General features: G+C 64.8%; 20 protein-coding genes. 6 read left to right on the top strand and 14 right to left on the bottom strand.

From position 1 onward, the window contains the following. Positions 1-5: 5 nt before the first annotated feature. Together GA0061098_RS07975 and GA0061098_RS07970 are read left to right on the top strand one after the other, a co-directional pair. Positions 6-527, top strand: coding sequence for a hypothetical protein (locus GA0061098_RS07975; protein WP_165637231.1), 522 nt, complete (start codon positions 6-8; stop codon positions 525-527). Positions 528-799: 272 nt separating this feature from the next. Then, positions 800-1,852 (top strand): amidohydrolase family protein, encoded by a 1,053-nt coding sequence (locus GA0061098_RS07970; protein WP_091955821.1) that lies wholly within the window; start codon positions 800-802, stop codon positions 1,850-1,852. 131 nt (positions 1,853-1,983) lie between these two features. Here the strand turns inward: GA0061098_RS07970 and GA0061098_RS07965 are convergent, their stop codons facing one another. Continuing rightward, positions 1,984-2,439, bottom strand: a complete 456-nt coding sequence (locus GA0061098_RS07965) for a cupin domain-containing protein (protein ID WP_165637230.1) — start codon at positions 2,437-2,439, stop codon at positions 1,984-1,986. A gap of 237 nt (positions 2,440-2,676) precedes the next feature. On the opposite strand from GA0061098_RS07965, the gene GA0061098_RS07960 reads away from it, so the two are divergent. Then, the gene (locus tag GA0061098_RS07960) at positions 2,677-3,231 is read left to right on the top strand and encodes a hypothetical protein (protein ID WP_091956029.1); all 555 of its coding nucleotides are present in this window, start codon (positions 2,677-2,679) and stop codon (positions 3,229-3,231) included. Positions 3,232-3,350: 119 nt separating this feature from the next. Here the strand turns inward: GA0061098_RS07960 and GA0061098_RS07955 are convergent, their stop codons facing one another. Both GA0061098_RS07955 and pcaB read right to left on the bottom strand, forming a co-directional pair. Then, positions 3,351-4,607, bottom strand: a complete 1,257-nt coding sequence (locus GA0061098_RS07955) for an aminopeptidase (protein WP_091955819.1) — start codon at positions 4,605-4,607, stop codon at positions 3,351-3,353. Positions 4,608-4,720: 113 nt separating this feature from the next. Next, complete coding sequence (pcaB, locus tag GA0061098_RS07950; RefSeq protein ID WP_091955818.1) at positions 4,721-6,082, bottom strand: 3-carboxy-cis,cis-muconate cycloisomerase; 1,362 nt, start codon at positions 6,080-6,082, stop codon at positions 4,721-4,723. A gap of 447 nt (positions 6,083-6,529) precedes the next feature. Here pcaB and GA0061098_RS07945 point away from each other — a divergent pair, with 447 nt between their 5' ends. After that, positions 6,530-8,101 carry a winged helix-turn-helix domain-containing tetratricopeptide repeat protein gene (locus GA0061098_RS07945; protein WP_091955817.1) on the top strand — a complete coding sequence of 524 codons (1,572 nt, stop codon included), beginning with the start codon at positions 6,530-6,532 and terminating at the stop codon, positions 8,099-8,101. Between the two features lie 52 nt (positions 8,102-8,153). Here GA0061098_RS07945 and GA0061098_RS07940 read toward each other — a convergent pair whose 3' ends face one another. From GA0061098_RS07940 to GA0061098_RS07925, 4 genes are all read right to left on the bottom strand, one after another. Further along, on the bottom strand, positions 8,154-8,876 hold the full coding sequence (locus GA0061098_RS07940; RefSeq protein ID WP_165637229.1) for a hypothetical protein: 723 nt from the start codon (positions 8,874-8,876) through the stop codon (positions 8,154-8,156). Between the two features lie 88 nt (positions 8,877-8,964). Beyond that, positions 8,965-9,681 (bottom strand): hypothetical protein, encoded by a 717-nt coding sequence (locus GA0061098_RS07935; protein ID WP_165637228.1) that lies wholly within the window; start codon positions 9,679-9,681, stop codon positions 8,965-8,967. Positions 9,682-9,813: 132 nt separating this feature from the next. Continuing rightward, entirely contained in the window at positions 9,814-10,062 is a 249-nt protein-coding gene (locus tag GA0061098_RS07930) for a hypothetical protein (RefSeq protein WP_091955816.1), read from the bottom strand. A gap of 143 nt (positions 10,063-10,205) precedes the next feature. Next, the gene (locus GA0061098_RS07925; RefSeq protein WP_091955815.1) at positions 10,206-11,171 is read right to left on the bottom strand and encodes an NAD(P)H-dependent flavin oxidoreductase; all 966 of its coding nucleotides are present in this window, start codon (positions 11,169-11,171) and stop codon (positions 10,206-10,208) included. A gap of 124 nt (positions 11,172-11,295) precedes the next feature. Here GA0061098_RS07925 and GA0061098_RS07920 point away from each other — a divergent pair, with 124 nt between their 5' ends. After that, the gene (locus GA0061098_RS07920) at positions 11,296-12,858 is read left to right on the top strand and encodes an AMP-binding protein (RefSeq protein ID WP_091955814.1); all 1,563 of its coding nucleotides are present in this window, start codon (positions 11,296-11,298) and stop codon (positions 12,856-12,858) included. Positions 12,859-13,201: 343 nt separating this feature from the next. Here GA0061098_RS07920 and GA0061098_RS07915 read toward each other — a convergent pair whose 3' ends face one another. From GA0061098_RS07915 to GA0061098_RS07885, 7 genes are all read right to left on the bottom strand, one after another. Continuing rightward, positions 13,202-13,975 (bottom strand): thioesterase family protein, encoded by a 774-nt coding sequence (locus GA0061098_RS07915; protein WP_091955811.1) that lies wholly within the window; start codon positions 13,973-13,975, stop codon positions 13,202-13,204. Between the two features lie 94 nt (positions 13,976-14,069). Beyond that, entirely contained in the window at positions 14,070-15,038 is a 969-nt protein-coding gene (locus tag GA0061098_RS07910) for an NAD(P)H-dependent flavin oxidoreductase (protein ID WP_091955809.1), read from the bottom strand. 252 nt (positions 15,039-15,290) lie between these two features. Further along, positions 15,291-16,691, bottom strand: a complete 1,401-nt coding sequence (locus GA0061098_RS07905; protein WP_091955807.1) for an aspartate ammonia-lyase — start codon at positions 16,689-16,691, stop codon at positions 15,291-15,293. A 30-nt stretch (positions 16,692-16,721) separates the two neighbouring features. Further along, entirely contained in the window at positions 16,722-17,261 is a 540-nt protein-coding gene (locus GA0061098_RS07900) for a hypothetical protein (RefSeq protein WP_091955805.1), read from the bottom strand. 47 nt (positions 17,262-17,308) lie between these two features. Further along, the gene (locus GA0061098_RS07895; protein WP_201760106.1) at positions 17,309-17,911 is read right to left on the bottom strand and encodes a YqaA family protein; all 603 of its coding nucleotides are present in this window, start codon (positions 17,909-17,911) and stop codon (positions 17,309-17,311) included. A 145-nt stretch (positions 17,912-18,056) separates the two neighbouring features. Further along, positions 18,057-18,461, bottom strand: a complete 405-nt coding sequence (gene hisE, locus GA0061098_RS07890; RefSeq protein ID WP_091955803.1) for a phosphoribosyl-ATP diphosphatase — start codon at positions 18,459-18,461, stop codon at positions 18,057-18,059. A 117-nt stretch (positions 18,462-18,578) separates the two neighbouring features. After that, positions 18,579-18,947 (bottom strand): hypothetical protein, encoded by a 369-nt coding sequence (locus tag GA0061098_RS07885; protein WP_028140692.1) that lies wholly within the window; start codon positions 18,945-18,947, stop codon positions 18,579-18,581. A 228-nt stretch (positions 18,948-19,175) separates the two neighbouring features. Here GA0061098_RS07885 and GA0061098_RS07880 point away from each other — a divergent pair, with 228 nt between their 5' ends. After that, positions 19,176-20,225: an ABC transporter substrate-binding protein gene (locus GA0061098_RS07880; protein ID WP_165637227.1), complete on the top strand. Its 1,050-nt coding sequence runs from the start codon at positions 19,176-19,178 to the stop codon at positions 20,223-20,225. Positions 20,226-20,242 lie beyond the last annotated feature (17 nt).

The following is a 20,242-nucleotide window of genomic DNA, read 5'->3' as shown; positions in this document are numbered from 1 at the left end:
TCGACATGAACGACTTTGCGCGACTATTGCACGCCGATGGACCGAATTCCGAGTACGCCGCGGCGCTGCAGCTTTATGGCCGCTTTGTCGGCGATTGGGACGCCGAAATCACGGCCCACGGCCTCGATGGAACAAAACATACCGCGCGCGGCGAGATCCATTTTGGCTGGGTGCTGGAGGGCCGCGCGGTCCAGGACGTCTGGATCATCCCGCGCCCCGCGGGCTCTCAGGCCTTTCCGATTGCGGGCAATTGGTACGGCACGACGCTGCGCGTCTACGATCCGACCATCGATGCGTGGCGGATTTCCTGGTTCGATCCCGGACGCAGCGTCTTCCGCCAGCAGATCGGCCGGCCGCGCGGCGCCGACATCGTGCAGGAAGGCACGACGGAGGCCGGCGAACTGACGCGCTGGAGCTTTACGGAAATCACCGGCGATTCCTTCCACTGGCTCGGCGAGGTCAAGCCGGCCGATGCAAGTGATTGGCAGCTGATGGTCGATGTGAAGGCGAAGCGGCGGAAGGACTAAAGATCTGATGGCTGTTGGTTGAAGCCGAGGGCTCCGGGCTCGCTGCAACCTCTCCCGCTTGCGGGGGAGGTCGGCGCGTAGCGCCGGGTGGGGGCTTTCTCCGCATCAGGAGTGTCCCATTGCGGAAGCACCCCCACCCCAGCCCTCCCCGCAAGCGGGAGAGGGAGCGCACCTCTTCCGCCGTTGCCATGGTGCTCTGATCAACGCGCGCTGCTGTGCGTGCGTGTGAGATGTTAGGCTCCTGACATAAGAACATGAGGGAGCGAACACCGATGGCTGCAAGCAGCGTGCCCGGCAATACGAGCGGGCTGTTCGTCGAGCCGCGCGAGGACTGGCTCGCGCTGCATCGGGAGGAGATCATTGATCCCTTGCGGCCGATCGTCGATCCCCATCACCATCTCTGGAATCGCGGCCACCGCTATCTGATCGAGGAAATGGCGGCCGACATCGCCTCCGGCCACAACGTCATCGCGACCGTCTATGTCGATTGCCGCTCGATGTATCGCGCGCATGGGCCGGAAGCGTTCCGGCCCGTCGGCGAAGTCGAGTTCGCCAACGGCGTCGCCGCGATGAGCGCGAGCGGCGCTTACGGCAAGGCGGCGATCTGCGCCGGCATCGTCAGCCACGCCAATCTGCTGCTGGGCGAGGCCGCCAAGCCGCTGCTGGAAGCCGAGATCGCGGCCGGCAATGGCCGCTTCCGCGGCATCCGGCATTCCTCGGCCTGGGACGAGGATCCCGTCGTCGCCGGCATGTATGCGAACCGGCCGAAGGGACTGTTGCAGGATTCAGCTTTCCGCAAAGGCTTTGCCTGCCTGGCCCCACTCAACCTCAGCTTCGATGCGTGGCTGTTCCATCCACAGATCGGCGAGCTGACCGAATTGGCGCGCGCCTTCCCCGACACCAGGATCGTGCTCGACCATTGCGGCGGCCCGGCCGGCGTCGGCCGCTTTGCAGGGCGGCGCGAAGAGGTGTTTGCGCAATGGCGCGCCTCGATCCGCGAGATCGCGACATGCGAGAACGTGGTGGTGAAGCTCGGCGGCCTAGCCATGTGCCTGCTCGGCTACGACTTCCATTTGCGCGAGAGGCCGCCGTCATCCGAGGAGCTCGCCGCGGCCTGGCGCCCTTACGTCGAGACCTGCATCGAGGCGTTCGGACCCAAGCGCGCGATGTTCGAGAGCAACTTCCCGCCGGACAAGGGCCAGTGCAGCTACCAGGTGATCTTCAACGCCTTCAAGCGCATCGCCTCACCCCTGAGCGAGGCCGAGAAGACCGCGCTGTTCTCGCAGACCGCCACCGACGTCTATCGGCTCGAGCTGCCGTCATGACGAGAAGAGGGGCCGGGATGTTGATCCCGACCCCTCTTCCGTCGTGGCCGCTGGGAAGCGTTCTTGAATTGAGACTATTGTTTGAGCATGATCTTTTCGGACAACCGCTGCACACTTTTCCGGATCATGCTCTAGCCGGCACCCATCAGGGAGGCCGGACGGCGCTCTCCGGTGAGGGCGAAGATCTTCTTCAGCTTGTTGACGACGCGGATCAGGAAGCCGATCATAACGGGATTGGTCTTGCGGCAGAAGGCGATCTTCTTGACGTGGCCTTCGACATGCCATTTGGCATGCGCACCGTCGCGGAAGAAGATCACGTCGCCGGGGCCGTAGCGCTTGGGCGGCATGCCGTCGCTCTCGAGCACGATCGATCCTTCCATGATCATGATTGTCTCGTCGATATCGTAGTACCAGTTGAAGCGGCCTTCGGTGCACTGCCAGATGATGGTCGAGGCGGTGCCGTCGGCACTGGTGGACAGGATGTGCGAGCGCGACACGGGATTGCCCTCGATGATCCAGGACGGCTCGATCGGCCGCAGCTCAAGCTCGACATTGCAACTACCGATTTCAATCAATGCGCGCGACATCTTCTTCCCCAGCGGATTTAATAAAATATTGCCGGGTCTCGGCCCGGATTGTTTCGAAAGATGCCGGGAACGCTAGTCATCGGTTTTTAATTCTTTCTTACGCGGGCCCCGACAATCAGCCGGAAGTTGCAGGCGCGAAGCGGTTAACGCGGCGATTTCCCTGCAAATTCGAGCACATGAACCGATCTTTTCCGGGGTGCGACAAAGTGCGCGGAAGCATAAAACGGAGCCATGCCGATGCCCCTCACGCCCGAGGTTCTGACAGCCAATCGTGAGGCCGTTGCCTGGCTGGTCAGCCTCGATGTCTCCTTCGCGCCGGACGAGGAGCCCTGGTTCACCATCGACGGCATCGAAAACCCCAGGCAGATCGGCAGTGACGGCTCCGGGGGCGCGTACGTGCTTCTGCCGCCGCAGAATGTGCTCTACGTCTCATCGGAGGGCCGCGCCGGAATTATCGCCGATAGGTTCGAGGCGTTCGTCCAGCTCGTCGTCGCCCGTCCCTATTGGCTCGACATCCTCAAATTTTCCGGCGGCGGCGACCTCGCGGAGATGCGGCGTGCGGCGGAGGCGCTGGAGACGACGCTCGACGACGAGGACGAGATCAACGAGGCTCGCGAGGAGATCCTCAAGAGCCTCGACATGGACGAGGCGGACGATCCCGTCGGCGCGCTCTACGAGGCGATCGCTGCTTCCGACGCCATCGTGCGGGCCACCGACGGCAGCCCGTTCACGACACTGTTCAACCGCTTCAGCATCGACAACAATCCGATGCTGCGCAACGCGGCGGCGTGAGGGGGCTAGACGCGAGCACTTGGACTTTATGTATTTGCACCGTCATGGCCGGGCTTGTCCCGGCCATCCACACCTTGCGGCACAAAGAACGTGGAAGCCCGGGCATGACGAGCGGCGGCTTACTTCGCCCACTCGCCCTTGCGGAATACCGGTACCTTGCTGCCATCGGGCAAGATGCCGTCGATATCGGTCTCGGCCGAACCGATCATCCAGTCGATATGGATCAGGCTCTGGTTGCCGCCTTGCGCGGCGATCTGCTGTGGGGTGAGCTGCGCGCCGTTGACGAAGCATTTCGAATAGCACTGGCCGAGCGCGATGTGGGACGCTGCGTTCTCGTCGAACAGCGTGTTGTAGAACAACAGCCCGCTCTGCGAGATCGGCGAGGAATGCGGCACCAGCGCCACTTCGCCGAGGCGCCGGGCGCCCTCGTCGGTATCGAGCACCTTGTTCAGCACCTCTGCGCCGCGCGAAGCCTTTGCATCGACGATCTTGCCGTCCTCGAAGCGCACCGCGATGTTGTCGATCAGCGTGCCCTGATAGGACAGCGGCTTCGAGCTCACGACATGGCCGTAGACGCGGCGGCAATGCGGCGTGGTGAAGACCTCTTCGGTCGGGATGTTGGCGTTGCAGCTGATGCCGTTCTTGGAGAGCGAGGCGCCGCCCTCCCATTCGTGGCCATCGGCAAGGCCAATGGTGAGGTCGACCCCCGGTCCGTTGTACTGGAGCGCGCGGAAGCGCTGGCCATTGAGCCAGTTGGTACGCTCACGCAACACCGCATTGTGGCTCGCCCAATTGCCCATCGCGTCCTCGCGATCGACGCGGGACGCCGCGAAAATCGCATCCGCGAGCTTGCCGACCGCGACGTCCTCGGGATCATCAGGAAACACCTGCCTGGCCCAGGACAGGCTCGGATAGGCGATGATGTTCCAGTTGGTGTCGAAATTGACGATCTTTTCCAGCGCAGGCTGATAGGCCATCGAATTCGCCTTGCTGGCGCGCGCCACCTTGGAAGGATCCTCACCCGACAACAGCATCGGATTGTCGCCGACGATGGCGAGCCGCGCGGTGTTGTCGGAGAACGCCTTGGCCATGCCTTCGTAAAGCCAGCCGGCGGCACGATCGAAACTGCTGTCGTGGCCGTGGCGGTAGCGCGCCAGCGTCATCTCCTCGTCCGACAGGATCGGTGTCACGATGCCGGCGCCGGCCTTGTAGGCATGCACGGCGATCCGCCGCACCAGCGGCAGCGCGATCGCGGGCGCCGTCAGAAGCAGATCCTGTCCCGGCCGCAAGCCCAGGCCCACCTTCACCGCCACCTCGGCCAGCCGGTCGAGCTTCACGGGATCGATGGGAGTGGCGGAATTGCGGTGATCAGTCATGCGGGGCCCTCTGCCGAAAGTCTGTCGTTCAATCTAAGTCTAGCATCGCGGGACGCAAGTGCGCGAGCACATTGCGACATGGAGAAGGTACGCAGTTTCACGCATTTTGGTTTTCAACGCGTTGCCGATTTCAGCACCCGGTCAACCATGGCGGGCGCGAGCCCGAGGTAATTTTTCGGTGAGGTGAGCGCCTCGATTGTGGCGCGATCGATGCGGCTCGCTATCCGGGAGTCCACGGACAGCGCGTCGGCCAGGCTCATTCCCTTCTCGTTGGCCTGACGGCAGGCGTCATAGACCACGTCATGGGCCTCCTGCCGGCCGAGCTGTGGCGCGAGCCCCATCATGACCGCCTCGGCCACGATCAGGCCGCGGCTGACCGCAAGATTGTCGTTCATCTTCGCCTCATCCACGATGAGGCCTGCGAGTGCAAACTTCGCCTGGTGCAGCGCGCCGGCGGTCAGCACGAAGCTCTCCGGAATCGCCATCCATTCGGCGTGCCAGGGGCCCGTGGCGCGTTCGAAATCCTGCACCATAGCATCGAGCATCAGGCCGGCGTGCTGGCGCACCGCCTTGGACGCCGCCAGCATCAGCTCCGACGAGATCGGGTTGCGCTTCTGCGGCATGGTCGAGGACGCACCGCGTCCCTTGACGAAGGGCTCGTAGACTTCGGCGAACTCGGTCGAGGCCATGATCATGATGTCGAGTGCGATCTTGCCGAGCGAGCCGGTGACGAGCGCGAGAAAGTTCACGGCTTCTGCAAAGCCGTCACGCGCGACGTGCCAGGTCGAGGCGGGAATGCCGAGCTGCAGCTCCGCGCAGAGCGCCTCCTGCACCTCAAAACCCTTGTCGCCGAGCGAGGCCAGCGTGCCGGCGGCGCCGGCAAACTGGCCGACCAGCACGCGCGGCTTCAGTTGCACAAGACGCTCGGCATGGCGGTCGAACATGGCGAGCCAGATCGCAGTCTTGTAACCGAAGGTCACCGGCAGCGCCTGCTGGAGATGGGTACGGCCGGCCATCGGCGTATCGCGATATCGCTGCGAGAGATCGGCGAGGATGCGGCGGAGTTCGGCGATGTCGCGCTCGACGATCCCGAGCGCAGCGCGCAGTTGCAACACCACGGCGGTGTCCATAATGTCCTGCGTGGTCGCGCCCCAATGCACGTAGCGGCCGGCCTCGCCGCACTGCTTCACCATCTGATGCACCAGAGGGAGGATCGGATAGCCGACGATGTCGGTCTCCTGCCTGAGCAGATCGAAATCGAGCGCGGCGACGTCGGTCCGCGCCGCGATCTGATCGGCGGCCTCCTGCGGGATCACGCCACACTTCGCCTCAGCCTTCGCCAGCGCCACCTCGACCTCGGCATAGCGAGCCACCAGCGCGACGTCGGAGAACACCTCCCGCATCTCGGGCGTACCGAAGGCGTCGCGGAACAGCATGGAATCGAGCACGGTGGTGGAGGCTGGAAAAGCGGGCATCGGCGTTTCTTCGTGGTTGGTGTTTGTGTGGGCGACAGCTTACGCAGGGCACGCGGTCCGGCAAAGGACATTCGCGGTTGATCGCACATTCGTCCCGCACGACGACATACGGCGCACGTCGCACGATCGCCCGTCATTCTGAGGTGCCGGAGCGAAGCGGAGGCCTCGGAGGATGGACGGCCCGGCTGCATCGCGGCCGTTTCATCCTTCGAGGCTCCCCACGCGGCGCCTTGCGCCGCGCGTCTCGCACCTCAGGACGACGGGTCGATTTCGGACGGAATATCCGGTCAACAGGTCGCCCACAGCGTCTGCCCCAATCGCACGGCATGGCTGCCATCACGCGATCGCGATGAACCAAGCGGCCCCTTCGGCAGACTCACAGTTTTCGACCCAAATTTCATTTTGTTTTTTGCTAGCCGCAATTCGTAATGAGGCCTGAGTTTCGACGTGCAGTTTCTGTTCCGGGACCACCTTCTCGATACCGACCGGCGCGAGCTGAGCCGCGAGCAGGTTCCCGTTGCCGTGGAGCCGCAGGTTTTCGATCTCGTCGTCCACCTGATGCAGAACCGCGACCGGGTGGTCAGCAAGGACGAGTTGATCGACAAGATCTGGCACGGGCGCAGCGTCTCCGAATCCACCTTGACTAGCCGGATCAACGCGGCGCGCAAGGCCGTCGGCGATAGTGGCGCGAGCCAGGCGCTGATCCGCACCATCGCCCGCAAGGGCTTTCGCTTCGTCGGAGATGTCGAGGCCAAAGGTAGCACGATGGGTGGCGCGATCGCGCCGGAGCCCGGTTACGCCGCACGGGTGCAGCGCGCCGCACTCGCGCTTCCCGAGCGGCCGGCGATCGCCGTGCTGCCCTTCACCAATATGAGCGGCGCGGCCGAGCAGGATTATTTCTCCGACGGCATCAGCGAGGACATCATCACCGCGCTGTCGAAGCTGCGCTGGTTTTTCGTCATCGCGCGCAACTCCTCCTTCGTCTACAAGGGCCGCGCCGTGCACATCCGCGAGGTCGCGCAGGAGCTCGGGGTGCGCTACGTGGTCGAAGGCAGCGTGCGGCGGAGCGGCGAGCGCCTGCGCATCTCAGCCCAGCTCAACGACGTCTCGACCGGAAGCCATCTCTGGGCCGAGCGCTACGACCGCGAGCTCGCCGACATCTTCGCCGTGCAGGACGAGATCACCGAGGCGATCGTTGCCGCGATCGAGCCGCAGCTCTACGCCGCCGAGAGCTTCCGCGCCCAGCAGAAGCCGCCCGGGAGCCTGGACGCCTGGGACCTCGTGATGCGCGCCTTGTCGCATCACTGGCGCAGCACGCGCGAGGACAATGCCGCCGCGCAGGGACTGCTCGAAAAGGCCGTCGCGATCGATCCCACCTATGGCAAGGCGCTGGGCCTGCTCGCGACCAGCCATATCTTCGGCGCGCATATGGGCTGGGCCGACATGGCCGCGACAGTGCCGATCGCCGAACGCGCGGCGCTCGCGGCGGTGGAGGCCGATCGCGAGGACGCCTGGGCCCATCACGGCCTCGCCTACACCTATCTGTTCCGCCGCCGCTTCGACGACGCGCTGGCAGAGTTCGAGCTGGCGCTGTCGCTCAACCCGAACTTCGCGATGGCGCACGCCTTTTACGGCGTGACGCTGTGCTACGCCGGACGTTGGCAGGAGGGCGATGCTGCCGCACGTCGCGCGCTGCGGCTGAGCCCGCGCGATCCGCTCGCAGCGATCTATTGCGGGGTTGCTGCCTATGCCCGGTTCGTCGGCCGTGACTATGACGGAGCTATGCAGATGGCGCGGGAGTCGATGCGGCAGCGCGGCGATTTCGTCGGCGCGCACCGCGTGCTGACGGCCGCCGCCGGGATGTCAGGAGATCCGGCGCTGGCGGCCTCGGCCCTGGAGGGCCTGCGCCGCGCCCAGCCCGAAGTCTCGCTCGCCTGGATCACGCGCGAGCTGCCGATGCTGCGGGACGAGGATCGTGCGCACTATCTCGAAGGATTGCGGCGCGCGGGAATGACGTGACGGTGGCGCCGCCCTCTCCCATCGCAGCCGCGATCGCAAGCTAATTTAGGCGCTAGTCGTCGTCGGGCCCGAACAGCCTGATCTGCGGGAAGCCGCCGCGCGGCCGGCTGGCGTAATCGCGCACATCGGAATCTTCGCGGATGTTGCGCGCGACGTCGTCCCAATCGGTGCGGTCGCGCAAGCCGCGCTGCTCGCGGGAATCGTAATGGCGGCGCTCGGCCCAGCGCTCGCGGCGCTCCATCCGGCGCCGCTCGGACGCCGCGCGCTTCGCGTCGGAGTCCCTCGCTTTGGCATAGGCGTTCTCGGGTGAAGAGGCCGGCTCGGTCGAGGCCTGCTGCTCAGCCGGCTTTGCGGCTTGCGGAGGCGATGCGATTGCTGACTTCGACTGTTCCCTGAACTGTTCCTTGGACTGTTCCTTGGGCGGCTCGACCGCGGCCGCTTGCGAAGGCGGCGGCGCCGGCGGTCCGGCATTCGCCTGAGTGGGCTGCGAGTCAGGCTTGACGACTTCCGGCTTCGCTTCGGCTTGCGCCGGCGCGGCAATCATTGCGCCGAAGGCTTGCGAGCCGGTGAGATAATTGACGCGTTCCGAAGGCGCGCTCGTCTGTGCCGGCGCGCCCGCGGACTCCGCGCGCTGCGCCATCTTGCTGGTGTCCGGGCCCTGTTTGGACGCGACCGGATTCATGATGTTGCCGGCAACGATGCCCCCGCCAAGACCGATGGCAATGGCCGCGATAATGGTTCCGGCACCGACGAAATAGGCTGTCGAGGCGCGCATTTGATCCACTCCCTCTTTGGGGCGAGCAACGCACGTTGATTGCCAGATGTTCCTGATGCAGGAGCGGTTCCCGGAGGAAACCCGCGCGTCAGATCTGCTGCGCGACTTTCTCGAGCCCGATGAGGCGGGCGAGCTTGCGCACTTCTTCCTTCTGATCGTCACGCAGTTGGAACAGCAGCGGCATGGCTGCCGACTTCAACTGCTGGACCTCGTCGCAATTCGGATCGATCTGCGCGCTGGGTGGCGCGTTCGGATTGGAGAGCTTGTTGGCCGAGATCTTGCGGACAACGTTGCGCAGCGCGGTCTCGACCGAAGGCCAGTAATATTCCTGCGACGAGGACAGCTTCAGGCGATCCCGGATGCCGGAGATCTGTGCGTCGGATAGCAGGGTATAGTGTTTCTGCGGCTGCGGCTTGGCGACAACCTTCGGCTTGGCCGGAACTTCGACGGCGGGGACCTCCGCCGCAGCGGGCGCTTCGGACAGGCTCGACGCCTTGGGCATCGGGAAATCGGACGGCGTGGCAGCGGCAAAAGCCTGGCGCAACGGCTCGGCCAGCACGGGTGCCTGCGAAAGCCTGTCGGCCGACACCTGGACCGGCTCGAACGCGGCCGAAGCCAGGGCCAGGGTCGGAACCAGACGGTCGGCCTTGGCGGCGCGGTTGGTGGCGAGCGGCTTGGCCGGAGGCGTCTGCGCGATCATCTCTTCGCTGACGCTGGGCACGCTGTCCCGGCCAAGAATGGCGGTGGTGGCGGCGCCCAGGACGAGGAAACAGGTCAGCACAACGATGGTGATGGCTTTGGACAAACGTCTCTCCGCGCCCAACTTCAAGTCCACGTGATCACTGCCCGACAACTGGGCGATAATTAAGGCTTAACCGTGCCATCGCGGCGGCAATCGCGCGGACTGCGGCGACATCGCCCGGAAAATTCAAGGAAATCAGGCAACTGCCGAAAGGTCGTAGGCGTCCTGGATGTCGGCGACGATCTCCGAGGCCTCCCACACCGCGCGCGGCTCGACCGATTGCAGCGTCACCGTCCAGTTGCCGCCCCGGCGGGTGCGGGGGACGCTGACGATGTCGAAACGGACGTTGCGGCACATCGGGTGGCGCGCCAGCGCATGAGCGACGCGGACGCGGATTTCGTCCAGCGAAGCCGCTGTCTTGCTGTTGAGAAAATCGAAGTCCATCGCCTGTTCCTCTCGGCCCTGAATGGCGGACCGTGAGGGGATTCTTGGCCGGCGTTGGTTAATCTGCCGTTAAATAAGGGGGGCGGAGGAGCCCGGGATTAACCGTGATCCACACCGTCGTGGCCGGGCTCGACGGGCTGCGCCTACGGCCCGCCCGCCGCACGATATTCGGCGAGCGTCCACGCAACCAGTTCGTCAACCGCCGGCACGTCCGTCACCCCCGAGGTCGAGTGGCCGCCGCTCCAGATGTCGCGCCAGCGCTTTGGCCGGCTCTCGCGCGCGGCAACGTCAATGTCCTCAGCGATATCGATCGCGCCCCGTGCCGGGAGATCGTCGGGATCAAGGCCGGCGGCCACGATCGACGGCCTCAGCATGCTGGTCTGCAACCCCGTGAACGCAGTGGTGAGCAAGATGTCGTCAGCGCAGCTCTCGACCAGCATGCGCTTGTGGCGTTCGTCCGCCATGCTCTCGCGCGTCGCGATGAATTTCGTGCCCATATAGGCGAGATCGCAGCCGAGCACTTCGGCCGCGTGCAGCGCACGGCCATCGCTGATGCCGCCGGCGAGCACGATGATGCCGTCGTAGAATGCGCGCACCGCGCGGACGAAGGCGAACGGATTGAGCCAGCCGGTCTGCCCGCCCGCGCCCGCCGTGAGCAGCACCAGCCCATCGGCACCTGCTTCCGCCGCCCGCTCGGCGTGGCGGATGGAAGCGACGTCCGCCAGCACCAGCGCGCCTGCGTCATGCAGCGGCTTCACCACAGGCGCGGGCGAGCCGACCGAGGTGATGACGATCTCCGGCCTGTGCCGCAGCAGCACGGCGAGATCCTGCGCGAGCCGTGCATTGGAGCGGTGCACGATCAGGTTCGGGCAGAGTGGTGCTGGCTTGCAGCCGGTTTGATCTTCGTGCTGGCGCAGCCGCATCGCGATCGCGGCGAGCCAATCATCGAGCTGGTCCGTGCTGCGGCAATTCGCGGTGGGGAAGCTGCCGATCACCCCATGGCGGCAGGCCGCGACCATGAGCTCGACGCCCGACACCAGGAACATCGGCGCTGCGATCAGCGGCAGAGCGAGACGATCGCCGAAGCGTTGCAGTCGATCTGATGGCACGCAAATCTCCTCGTCACGCTTGCCTCGCCGTGCGGGCTTTGTCGTTTCCTCCCGCAGTCTCTGTGCTAGCGTCACCGGCAACATTGGCACGCCAGAAGCCGATGACAAAGCAACGAGGAAACATATGTCCGATCCGCTCCACGCATCGTCCCCGACTTGTGCGCAGACGCTACGGGCGTTGTCGCGCTATCCCGGTCGCACTGCTTTCGCGTGGCCCGAGGGATCGCTGAGCTATCAGGGAACGATCGACCTGATCGGACGCATCCAGGGCGTGTTCATGCGGCTTGGACTGCAGGCGGGCGCGCGCGTCGCCTTCCTCACCGCGAACCGCGCCGACAGCTGGTGCGCCGGCGTTGCCGCGCAATTGTCGCGGCTCTGCATCACCTGGCTGCATCCGCTGGGATCGCTGGAGGACCAGCTGTTCCAGCTCGAGGATTCCGAGGCCGAGATGCTGGTGGTCGACGCGGCCGCCTTCCGCGACCGCGGCGGCGAGCTTTCCGCGAGGGCGAGCCGGCTGAAGGCGGTCTTCACCATGGGGCCGGCCGGTTACGGTGTCGATCTGCTGGCGGCCGTCGAGAGCGCGGGACACGCCAGCGCGCTGTGCCTCGCCGGCCTCGACGATCTCTCCACGCTGAACTACACCGGCGGCACCACCGGAAAATCCAAGGGCGCGCTGCGCTATCACCGCGAGAATGCCGGAGCCGCCGCCGCGATCCTCGCCGATTTCGAGATCCCCGACGCGGCACGCTACCTCACGGTCGCCCCGATCAGCCATGTCGCGGGCACGAAGGTGCTGCCGACCTTGATGCGCGGCGGCACCGTGCACATGCTGAAGGGATTCGATCCCGAGGCCGTGCTGACCACGATCGCGCGCGAGCGCATCAACTTCACGCTGTTCGTGCCGACCATGATCTACGTGCTGCTCGATCATCCCTCGCTCGGGAAGACCGACCTGTCCTCGCTCGAGCTCGTGCTCTACGGGGCGTCGGCGATGTCGCCGAGCCGGCTGGTCGAGGGCATCGAGCGGATCGGGCCGGTGTTCTCGCAGCTCTATGGCCAGACCGAATGCTATCCGGTCTCTGTGCTGCGCAAGGCCGATCACGATCCCAGGACGCCGGAGCTGTTTTTGTCCTGCGGCTTCCCGATCGCGGCCTGCGAGGTCAAAATCCTCGACGACAACGACCAGGAGGTGAACACGGGCGAGGCCGGCGAAATCTGCGTGCGCGCCCCGCATGTGATGGCGGAATACTGGAAGCGGCCCGACATCACCGCCGAGACGCTGAAGAACGGCTGGGTCCACACCGGCGACATCGCGCGCAAGGACGAGCGCGGCTACATGTTCATCCTCGACCGCAAGAAGGACATGATCGTGTCCGGCGGCTTCAACATCTTTCCGCGCGAGGTCGAGGACGTGCTGTCGCAGCATGCGGACGTGGCGATGGTCGCCGTCGTCGGCATTCCCGACGAGAAATGGGGCGAGGCCGTCACCGCCATCGTCGTGCCGCGCGAGGGCGCAAGGCCCGATCCGGACGAGCTGATCAACCTCGTGAAGACGCGAAAAGGCTCGGCGCATGCCCCGAAGCAGATCCAGTTCGTCAAGCAATTGCCGATGACCGGCGTCGGCAAGGTCGACAAGAAGGTATTGCGTGCGGGGTTCTGGAGCGGGCGGGACCGGATGGTGGGCTAAATACCCCGGGATTTTACGGTGTGATTGTGGCCCCGGCACCACAACGAGCAACGGAGTATGCGCCGGCGATGGCCGCCCGATTGCAGGCGAATCAGGGAATCAACTAGACCGCTGATGGGGCTGGGAAGCGGAGTAAGAGATGAGAGTCGCTTCCCTGGAAAGTGCAGTCGCCGCGGTCACCTTGATCACGGCTATCGTCGTGGTGCTGTGGGAGATCAAGATCTTCTACGGAATGTGAACTGGCAGGATGCCTCGTCGCACACGACCAAGCATCCCTTCCGCGGCGGCGGAAGCCTGCCCGTTCAATCGGCTCACAGAGCGACCGCTGCAAAGGCCGTCACGCTTACCGCTTCTCGATCACCAGGCTCTGCACCGCGCGGCCGAAATAGCCTTGCCTATCCGCCAGCCGCGACATTGCGAGCCCCGCGCCGTCCGGTCCGATCCAGGAGTCGCCGTCGAGCAGGATCCAATCGCCGACGGGCTGGCGCGAAAAATTCACGGTCAGGTCGGCGTTGATGTAGGTCCAGGCACGGAAGTCGAGGGTCGAGGCGGTGCCGTTGGAGAAATCGGCGGCGACCACGGCACGCATGGCCTGCGAGATTGCTTCGCCGGCAATCAGCGGATGGTCGACGCGAAACCAGATCGCGCCGGCGCCGGCCTGGCCGAAGCGGCCGCGCGCGGCGCGCATCGAGACCGAACGCACGAACGGGCTGGTGGCGGCGTGACCGTCCTCGACCAGCGAGTCCTCCGGCATGGGCAGCATCACCGGCAGCGCCTTGACGTCGTCGGGCAACGACAGCGCCTGGCGCCTGATCTTGAGCACGGTGGCGCCGACGACCTGCACGCCGTCGGCGAGCAGCTTGATTTCGCAGAGCTGGATCTTGCGGCCCTCGCGCAAGACCTCGGTCGCGATCGTCAGCGGCGCGACCGGAACGGGCCGCATCAGATCGATGGTGACGCGCGCGATATCCATCGGAGCAGGTGTCGGAATGCGCTCGGCCGCCCAGGTCACCAGCGACGCCGGCGCCGAGCCGTGCTGCATGCGCCGATCCCAGGGACCGGCGGCATCCGGACTGGTGACGACGCTGTTGCCGTCGACGCGGTAGATGGGGGGCATATTGGCTCGGTCTCTCGGCTGGCGTTCCCCGGACGCTGCGCAGCGCGTAGCGGTGCGCAGCAGAGCACGCTGCGGCGCGTCCGGGACACGAGAACTACAACGGCGGATCGATCGCCTCGTCGTATTCCTTCTTGAAGCGCGCGATCAACTCGGCGGCGGGCATAACCTTCTCTACGCTGCCGATGCCCTGGCCCGAGCCCCAGATTTCCTTCCAGGCCTTCGGCTTGGCGCGCTCGCCGGAAGCGTCGGTGCCGAAATTCATCTTGGAGGGATCGGAGGTCGGCAGATTTTCCGGATCCATGCCGGCGGCGAGGATCGAGGGTTTCAGATAATTGCCGTGCACGCCGGTGAAGAGGTTGGAATAGACGATGTCGTCGGCGGTCGATCCCGCGATCATCTCCTTGTACTTCTCCACCGCATTGGCTTCCTTGGTCGCGATGAAGGCCGAGCCGATATAGGCGAAGTCGGCCCCCAAGATGCGCGCGGCGCGGATCGCCTTGCCGTTGCCGATCGCACCCGACAGCGCGATCGGGCCGTCGAACCATTTTCGCGTCTCGGCGACGAAAGCCAGCGGCGAGATGGTGCCGGCATGGCCGCCGGCGCCGGCCGCGACCAGGATCAGGCCGTCGGCGCCCTTCTCGATCGCCTTGTGCGCGAATTTCTGGTTGATCACGTCGTGGAAGACGATGCCGCCCCAGCCGTGCACCGCCTGGTTCAGCTCCTCGCGTGCGCCGAGCGAGGAGATGATCATCGGCACCTTGTACTTGGCGCAGAGCTGCATGTCGTGGTCGAGACGGTTGTTCGACTTGTGCACGATCTGGTTGACCGCGAACGGCGCCGAGGGCTTGTCGGGATGGGCGCGGTCATAGGCCGCGAGCTCCTCGGTGATGCGCGCCAGCCATTCGTCGAGCAGCTCCGGCGGCCGCGCGTTCAGGGACGGAAACGAGCCGACCACACCTGCCTTGCACTGCGCGATCACGAGATCGGGCACCGAGATGATGAAGAGCGGCGAGCCGATCACGGGGATCGACAGGCGTCCTTTGAACAAGGCAGGCATGGACATTGCGGGACGATCCTCTGTTGGCAATCAATGGAAGGTTGACCGCCATACCAACAAGGCAATCTTTCCACTGTCAAGTATTGCGTTTTGTCGCCGGAGCGGATGCCGCGAGTGCAATTCCTAGGCGCGGAATTCTTTGACAGCCGTCATTGCGAGCGCAGCGAAGCAATACAGGCTGCCTCCGCGGAGGAAGTCTGGATTGCTTCGTCGCAAGGGCTCCTCGCAATGACGAGGCGAAAGTTGAAAATGACGTCGCTACCCGATCAGATCCGGATTGATCAGCCGCTCGAACGAGAACATCTCGTCCCACTTCTCTTGCGTCAGCAGCTTGCGCTCGGTCACCACGATCTGGTGCAGCGACTTGCCGCTCTTGTAGCCTTCGCGCGCGATCTCGGCGCATTGCTTGTAGCCGAGCAGCGGCTTCAGCACCGTGACGATGCCGAGCGAGTTGAGCACCATGTTGCGGGTGTGCTCCTCGTTAGCGGTGATGCCGACGACGCAATTCTCGCGCAGGCTGTTGACCGCGCGCTCCATGGTGCGGATCGAGAAGAACAGCGCGAACGAGATCACCGGCTCCATCACGTTGAGCTGGAGCTGGCCGGCGGATGCCGCGAGCGTCACCGTGGTGTCGAGCCCGATGACGAGGAAGCTGGTCTGGTTGACGACCTCGGGAATGACGGGATTGACCTTGCCCGGCATGATCGAGGAGCCCGGCTGCAACTGCGGCAGGTTGATCTCGTTGAAGCCGGCACGCGGGCCGGAGGCGAGCAGGCGGATGTCGTTGCAGATCTTGGTCAGCTTGCTCGCGGTGCGCTTCAGGACGCCCGAGAGCTGGACATAGGCGCCGGTGTCGGAGGTCGCCTCGACGAGATCGCCGGCGAGGATGAAGTCGACGCCGGTCAGCGCGCTGAGGTGTCGGACCGCGAGCTTGGGATAGCCGACCGCAGCCGTGACGGAGGTTCCGATCGCGGTGGCGCCGAGATTGATCTCGCGCAACAGCGCACGCGCTTCCGAGATGCGGTCGACCTCCTCGCCGATCGTGGTGCCCCAGCCCCGGAATTCGGCCCCGAGCGACATCGGCACGGCATCCTGCAGATGCGTGCGGCCCATCTTCAGCACACGGTCGAACTCGCGACCCTTGACGAAGAAAGCTTCCTGGAGCTGACGCAGCGCGGTCATGTAGCTCTCGAGCCGCAGGATCAGCGCGAGACGAAAGGCGGTCGGATAGGTGTCGTTGGTCGACTGGCCGTAATTGACGTGATCGTTCGGGCTGACGTGCTGATAGTCGCCCTTGCCGAAGCCGAGCGATTCCAGCGCGAGGTTCGCGATCACCTCGTTGGCGTTCATGTTGGTGGAGGTGCCGGCGCCGCCCTGGATGAAGTCGGTGACGAACTGGTCCATCATGTCGCCGGCGATCACGCGGTCACAGCCGAGGATGATCGCGTCCGCGACCTTGGCCTCGATCGCGCCGAGATCGCGATTGGCCATAGCGGCTGCCTTCTTGACGTAACCGAGCGCCTTCACGAAGTAAGGCTCCTGGTTCATCGGAATGCCGGTGATGTGGAAGTTCTCCTTACCCCGGATGGTCTGGACGCCGTAATAGATGTCGTCGGCGATCTCACGCTGTCCGAGGAAGTCCTGCTCCGTACGGCTCATGGGCGCTCCTTGTTGCTCGCGCGACGTCCTTTAGTTCTGGCACAGCGCGCTGGTCACGAAAGTATCGGTGCGGCAGTCGTCCGGCTTGCGAGCCCTGCCGGGAATCAGGACCTTGGCCGAGCATTTTTCCGCGGAGTCGGCATTCAGGCTCTTGCCGTCCTTGTAACCCTTGCTCTGGCAGAGCTGGTCGGCGGCCTGCTTGCAATCGGGCGCGCCGTTGGACGAGGCCGGACAGGCCACCCGGCCCGACACCATGGTCGAAGGCTTCGCCAGCCGCGACAGATCGTTCATGGTCTCGCTCGGGCTTTTGATCGGCGGCAGGATCGAGGGCAGCTTGTCGAACAGCTTGCCCATTTCATTGATCAGCCCGGGATTTTCCGCTGCCGCCGGCGGCGCCGATGGAGCGGGTGTCGACGGCTGAGGCGCGGCCTGCGGTCCCTGCTCCTGCAAGCCAAGCGCCGGCGGAGCGGATTGCGGCCATCCGGTCCCGGCGGCACCGAGCAGGACCAGCAGCACTGCTGATATCAGCGTCCCGAGCCGCAAGGCCGGATTGCCGGATCGAACCATCATGACGGCAACCGTAGCCGAACCCGGCCCGGTGGCAAAGCGCTGTGGATCTAGATCAACTTGATCGCCACCACGAAGCCGAGCACCAGCACGGCGGCACCGACCGCCACCACGAGACCGAGATGCTTCTCGATCTGGACCCGGATCCAGTCGCCATAGCGGTTGAGCAGGATGGCGACGATGAAGAAGCGTCCGCCGCGCGCGACGATCGAGCAGATGGTGAACAACAAGATGTTGTAGCCGGCGAAGCCCGAGGTGATGGTGACGAGCTTGTAGGGGATCGGCGTCAAACCCTTGAGCAGGATGATCACCGCGCCCCACTCCGCATAGGAGGCACGGAAGGCGTCGACCTTGTCGCCGAGGCCGTAGACCTGGATCAGCCAATGACCGACCGAGTCGAACAGCAGCGCACCGATGGCGTAGCCCAGGATGCCGCCGAGTACAGAGGTGATGGTGCAGACGGTCGCGTAGAGCCAGGCGCGCTGCGGGCGCGCCAGCGACATCGGGATCAGCATCACATCCGGCGGCACCGGAAAGAAGGAGCTTTCGGCGAAAGATACCGCTCCCATGATCCAGAGCGCGTAGGGCTTGTGAGCGGCGTCGATGCACCAGTCGTAAATACGTTTCAGCATGGCGCCGCGATGAAGCACCATGGGACGGATTTGTCCATGCCGAGATTGAGGCGAATTATGACGTTTCGAGCATGATCCGGAAAAGTATGCGGCGGTTTTCCGGAAAGATCATGCTCAAACAAGAAGCTAAAGCGCGATGAACCATTCACCCTGATCTTATCGCGCTTTAGTGGCGCTTGCGCGCGGCACGCCCCTCAAGCGCGACAATTGGCCGCCTGGCAGCCACGCGCGGTGACGCGACCTTGGGCAGCTTCATCGGCGATTTCGGCAGCTTCTCGGCGATGCCGAGCATGTCTTCCCGCCGCGTCATCTCGCGCCAGACGTCCTCGGGGCGCACGCCGGCAGAGGCCCAGAGCACGGTGAGATTGTACAGAAGGTCGGCGCTTTCCCGTATCACGGCATCGGTGTCGCCGTTGACGGCGTCGATCACGACCTCGATGGCCTCTTCGGCGAGCTTCTTTGCCATTTTCGAGGGCCCGCGCTGAAACAGCCGGGCCGTACGCGATGTTGCCGGATCAAGATCCCTGGCCGCGAGCACAGCCAGATATAGCCGCTCAAGCGAATCACTCATGGTACTCAAAACTACTCTAAACAAATGGCGAGCGTGTTAACGCGCGGCAATAAAAGCAGAAAACAGGCCGGCGCGGCAAGCGCGACGGCCTGTCATGGTCAACTCCAGCTGCCAGAGCTAGTAGCAGTTCTGGTAGTAACCTTGGCCGCAGAACTCGGACGGAGCAGTGCCGCCGTAGCGCTGATATTGGAAGTTCGGGCCTGGACCATAATAGGGCCCGTAGGAAGGGCCGCTGTAATAGGCGGGACCGCCGTAATAGCCATAGCCCGGACCGTAGTCATAGGCATAGGAGTCACGGGTCGCGGCGATGGCAAGACCGGTGCCGATGGCCGCGAAAGCCGCAGCTGCGGCCGCGCCGCCTCCACCACCATGCCAGTGACGGCCGCCTGCATAGGATGCGGTCGGGGCAAGCGCGGTCAGCGCCAGCACCGCGGCGGTGGCAAGAACGGCCTTTCGGCCCGCAAACTTGGAGAATCGCTCGAACATGTCTTGGGCCCTCCTTGGGACCTGGAATGGACGCCTGCGGACAGGCTCATGCCTTTCAAACCCGCACAGCCTAAGTTGGGTTCCCCAACCCCAACACAAGCTGAACGGGGTTGCGTAATCGTGCCGCAACCGCCGCTCATCTGCCGTTCATGTTGGCGCGGAGAGACTGGCCGCAGCCGGCGCCGCAAAGCGTCACGAAACCATAACAATGCGGAACCGGCGCAATCGATGTCAGGATTCAAGACGACCGCCCTCCGTTGCCTGCTGGCTCTCTCGATCTCGCTTGCAACGCTCGTTGCACGCGATGTCAGTGCGGCCGAGACCGCTGCGCCGTCCATTGCGATTCACTTCACCTTCGACCGTCCGTTGGACGCGAGCATGGCGCCGTTCTTCCTTGCGGCGAAGGACGGCAGGTTCAGCGCCGAACGTCTCAACGTGTCCTTCAACAGCGCAGCCGGATCGCCGGAGGCGCTCGCACGCGTCGCCAAGGGCGACAGCGAGCTTGCGCTGGTCGACATCAACGAGCTGATCCGCCTTCGCGACAAGGAGGACTCGGCGCCGGTCAAGGCGGTGTTCGTGCTGTCCAACCGCGCGCCCTACGCGATCGTCGCGCGCAGGAGCCGCGGCATCCATCTCTTGCCCGATCTCGACGGCAAGACCGTCGGCGTTGCCGACGGCGATCTGTCGATGCGGCTGTGGCCGGCGCTGGCGCAGCAGAACGGCATCAAGGCATCGCGCGTCAGATTCCACAAGATTGGCGCCGCGGTCCGCGAGCCGATCCTGTCCGCAGGGCAGGTCGATGCGGTCGCAGGCTTCAACTATCTCTCCGCGGTGAACCTGCGCGACCGCGGCGTGCCCGGAGCCGATCTCGTCGTGCTGCGTTATGCCGACTATGGCTGCGAGGCCTATGGCTTCGCCGTGGTCGTCAACCCCGCCTTCGCCGCGGCGAAGCCGGACGCCGTGAAGGGCTTCGTCCGCGCCTTGATCGCCGGCATCAATGCGACCATCAAGGAGCCGGCACGTGCGGCGGACGAGGCCGCTGGCCGCATCGACGACGGCGACCGCGACCTGGAGCTGGAGCGCCTGCGCACCGTCCTCGCCGACAACATCCTGACCGACGAGGTCAAGCGCAACGGCCTCGGCGGCATCGAGCCCGCGCGCCTGGAGCGCTCGATCGACCAGATCGCGCAGGACTTCAAATTCCGCAAACGGCCCACGGCGGGCGACATCTTCGACGACCGGTTCCTGCCGCCGGTGGCGGGCCGGCTGATCAACTGAGCAAAACTGACAGCTTC

It is taken from the genome of Bradyrhizobium shewense, assembly GCF_900094605.1.
GTDB lineage: Bacteria > Pseudomonadota > Alphaproteobacteria > Rhizobiales > Xanthobacteraceae > Bradyrhizobium > Bradyrhizobium shewense.
The sequence above is the reverse complement of the archived record's forward strand: the minus strand, read 5'-3'. Positions and strand labels throughout refer to the sequence as shown.

Bases quoted from the DNA above. Each gene is read 5' to 3' on its own strand.
- GA0061098_RS07880 (WP_165637227.1), top strand. From the start codon at position 19,176: ATGTCAGGATTCAAGACGACCGCCCTCCGTTGCCTGCTGGCTCTCTCG.
- GA0061098_RS07895 (WP_201760106.1), bottom strand. From the start codon at position 17,911: ATGGTGCTTCATCGCGGCGCCATGCTGAAACGTATTTACGACTGGTGC.
- GA0061098_RS07900 (WP_091955805.1), bottom strand. From the start codon at position 17,261: ATGATGGTTCGATCCGGCAATCCGGCCTTGCGGCTCGGGACGCTGATA.
- GA0061098_RS07910 (WP_091955809.1), bottom strand. From the start codon at position 15,038: ATGTCCATGCCTGCCTTGTTCAAAGGACGCCTGTCGATCCCCGTGATC.
- GA0061098_RS07930 (WP_091955816.1), bottom strand. From the start codon at position 10,062: ATGGACTTCGATTTTCTCAACAGCAAGACAGCGGCTTCGCTGGACGAA.
- pcaB (WP_091955818.1), bottom strand. From the start codon at position 6,082: ATGCCCGCTTTTCCAGCCTCCACCACCGTGCTCGATTCCATGCTGTTC.
- GA0061098_RS07960 (WP_091956029.1), top strand. From the start codon at position 2,677: ATGCCCCTCACGCCCGAGGTTCTGACAGCCAATCGTGAGGCCGTTGCC.
- GA0061098_RS07970 (WP_091955821.1), top strand. From the start codon at position 800: ATGGCTGCAAGCAGCGTGCCCGGCAATACGAGCGGGCTGTTCGTCGAG.
- GA0061098_RS07940 (WP_165637229.1), bottom strand. From the start codon at position 8,876: ATGCGCGCCTCGACAGCCTATTTCGTCGGTGCCGGAACCATTATCGCG.
- GA0061098_RS07920 (WP_091955814.1), top strand. From the start codon at position 11,296: ATGTCCGATCCGCTCCACGCATCGTCCCCGACTTGTGCGCAGACGCTA.
- GA0061098_RS07975 (WP_165637231.1), top strand. From the start codon at position 6: ATGAACGACTTTGCGCGACTATTGCACGCCGATGGACCGAATTCCGAG.
- GA0061098_RS07955 (WP_091955819.1), bottom strand. From the start codon at position 4,607: ATGACTGATCACCGCAATTCCGCCACTCCCATCGATCCCGTGAAGCTC.
- GA0061098_RS07905 (WP_091955807.1), bottom strand. From the start codon at position 16,691: ATGAGCCGTACGGAGCAGGACTTCCTCGGACAGCGTGAGATCGCCGAC.
- hisE (WP_091955803.1), bottom strand. From the start codon at position 18,461: ATGAGTGATTCGCTTGAGCGGCTATATCTGGCTGTGCTCGCGGCCAGG.
- GA0061098_RS07885 (WP_028140692.1), bottom strand. From the start codon at position 18,947: ATGTTCGAGCGATTCTCCAAGTTTGCGGGCCGAAAGGCCGTTCTTGCC.
- GA0061098_RS07965 (WP_165637230.1), bottom strand. From the start codon at position 2,439: ATGTCGCGCGCATTGATTGAAATCGGTAGTTGCAATGTCGAGCTTGAG.
- GA0061098_RS07915 (WP_091955811.1), bottom strand. From the start codon at position 13,975: ATGCCCCCCATCTACCGCGTCGACGGCAACAGCGTCGTCACCAGTCCG.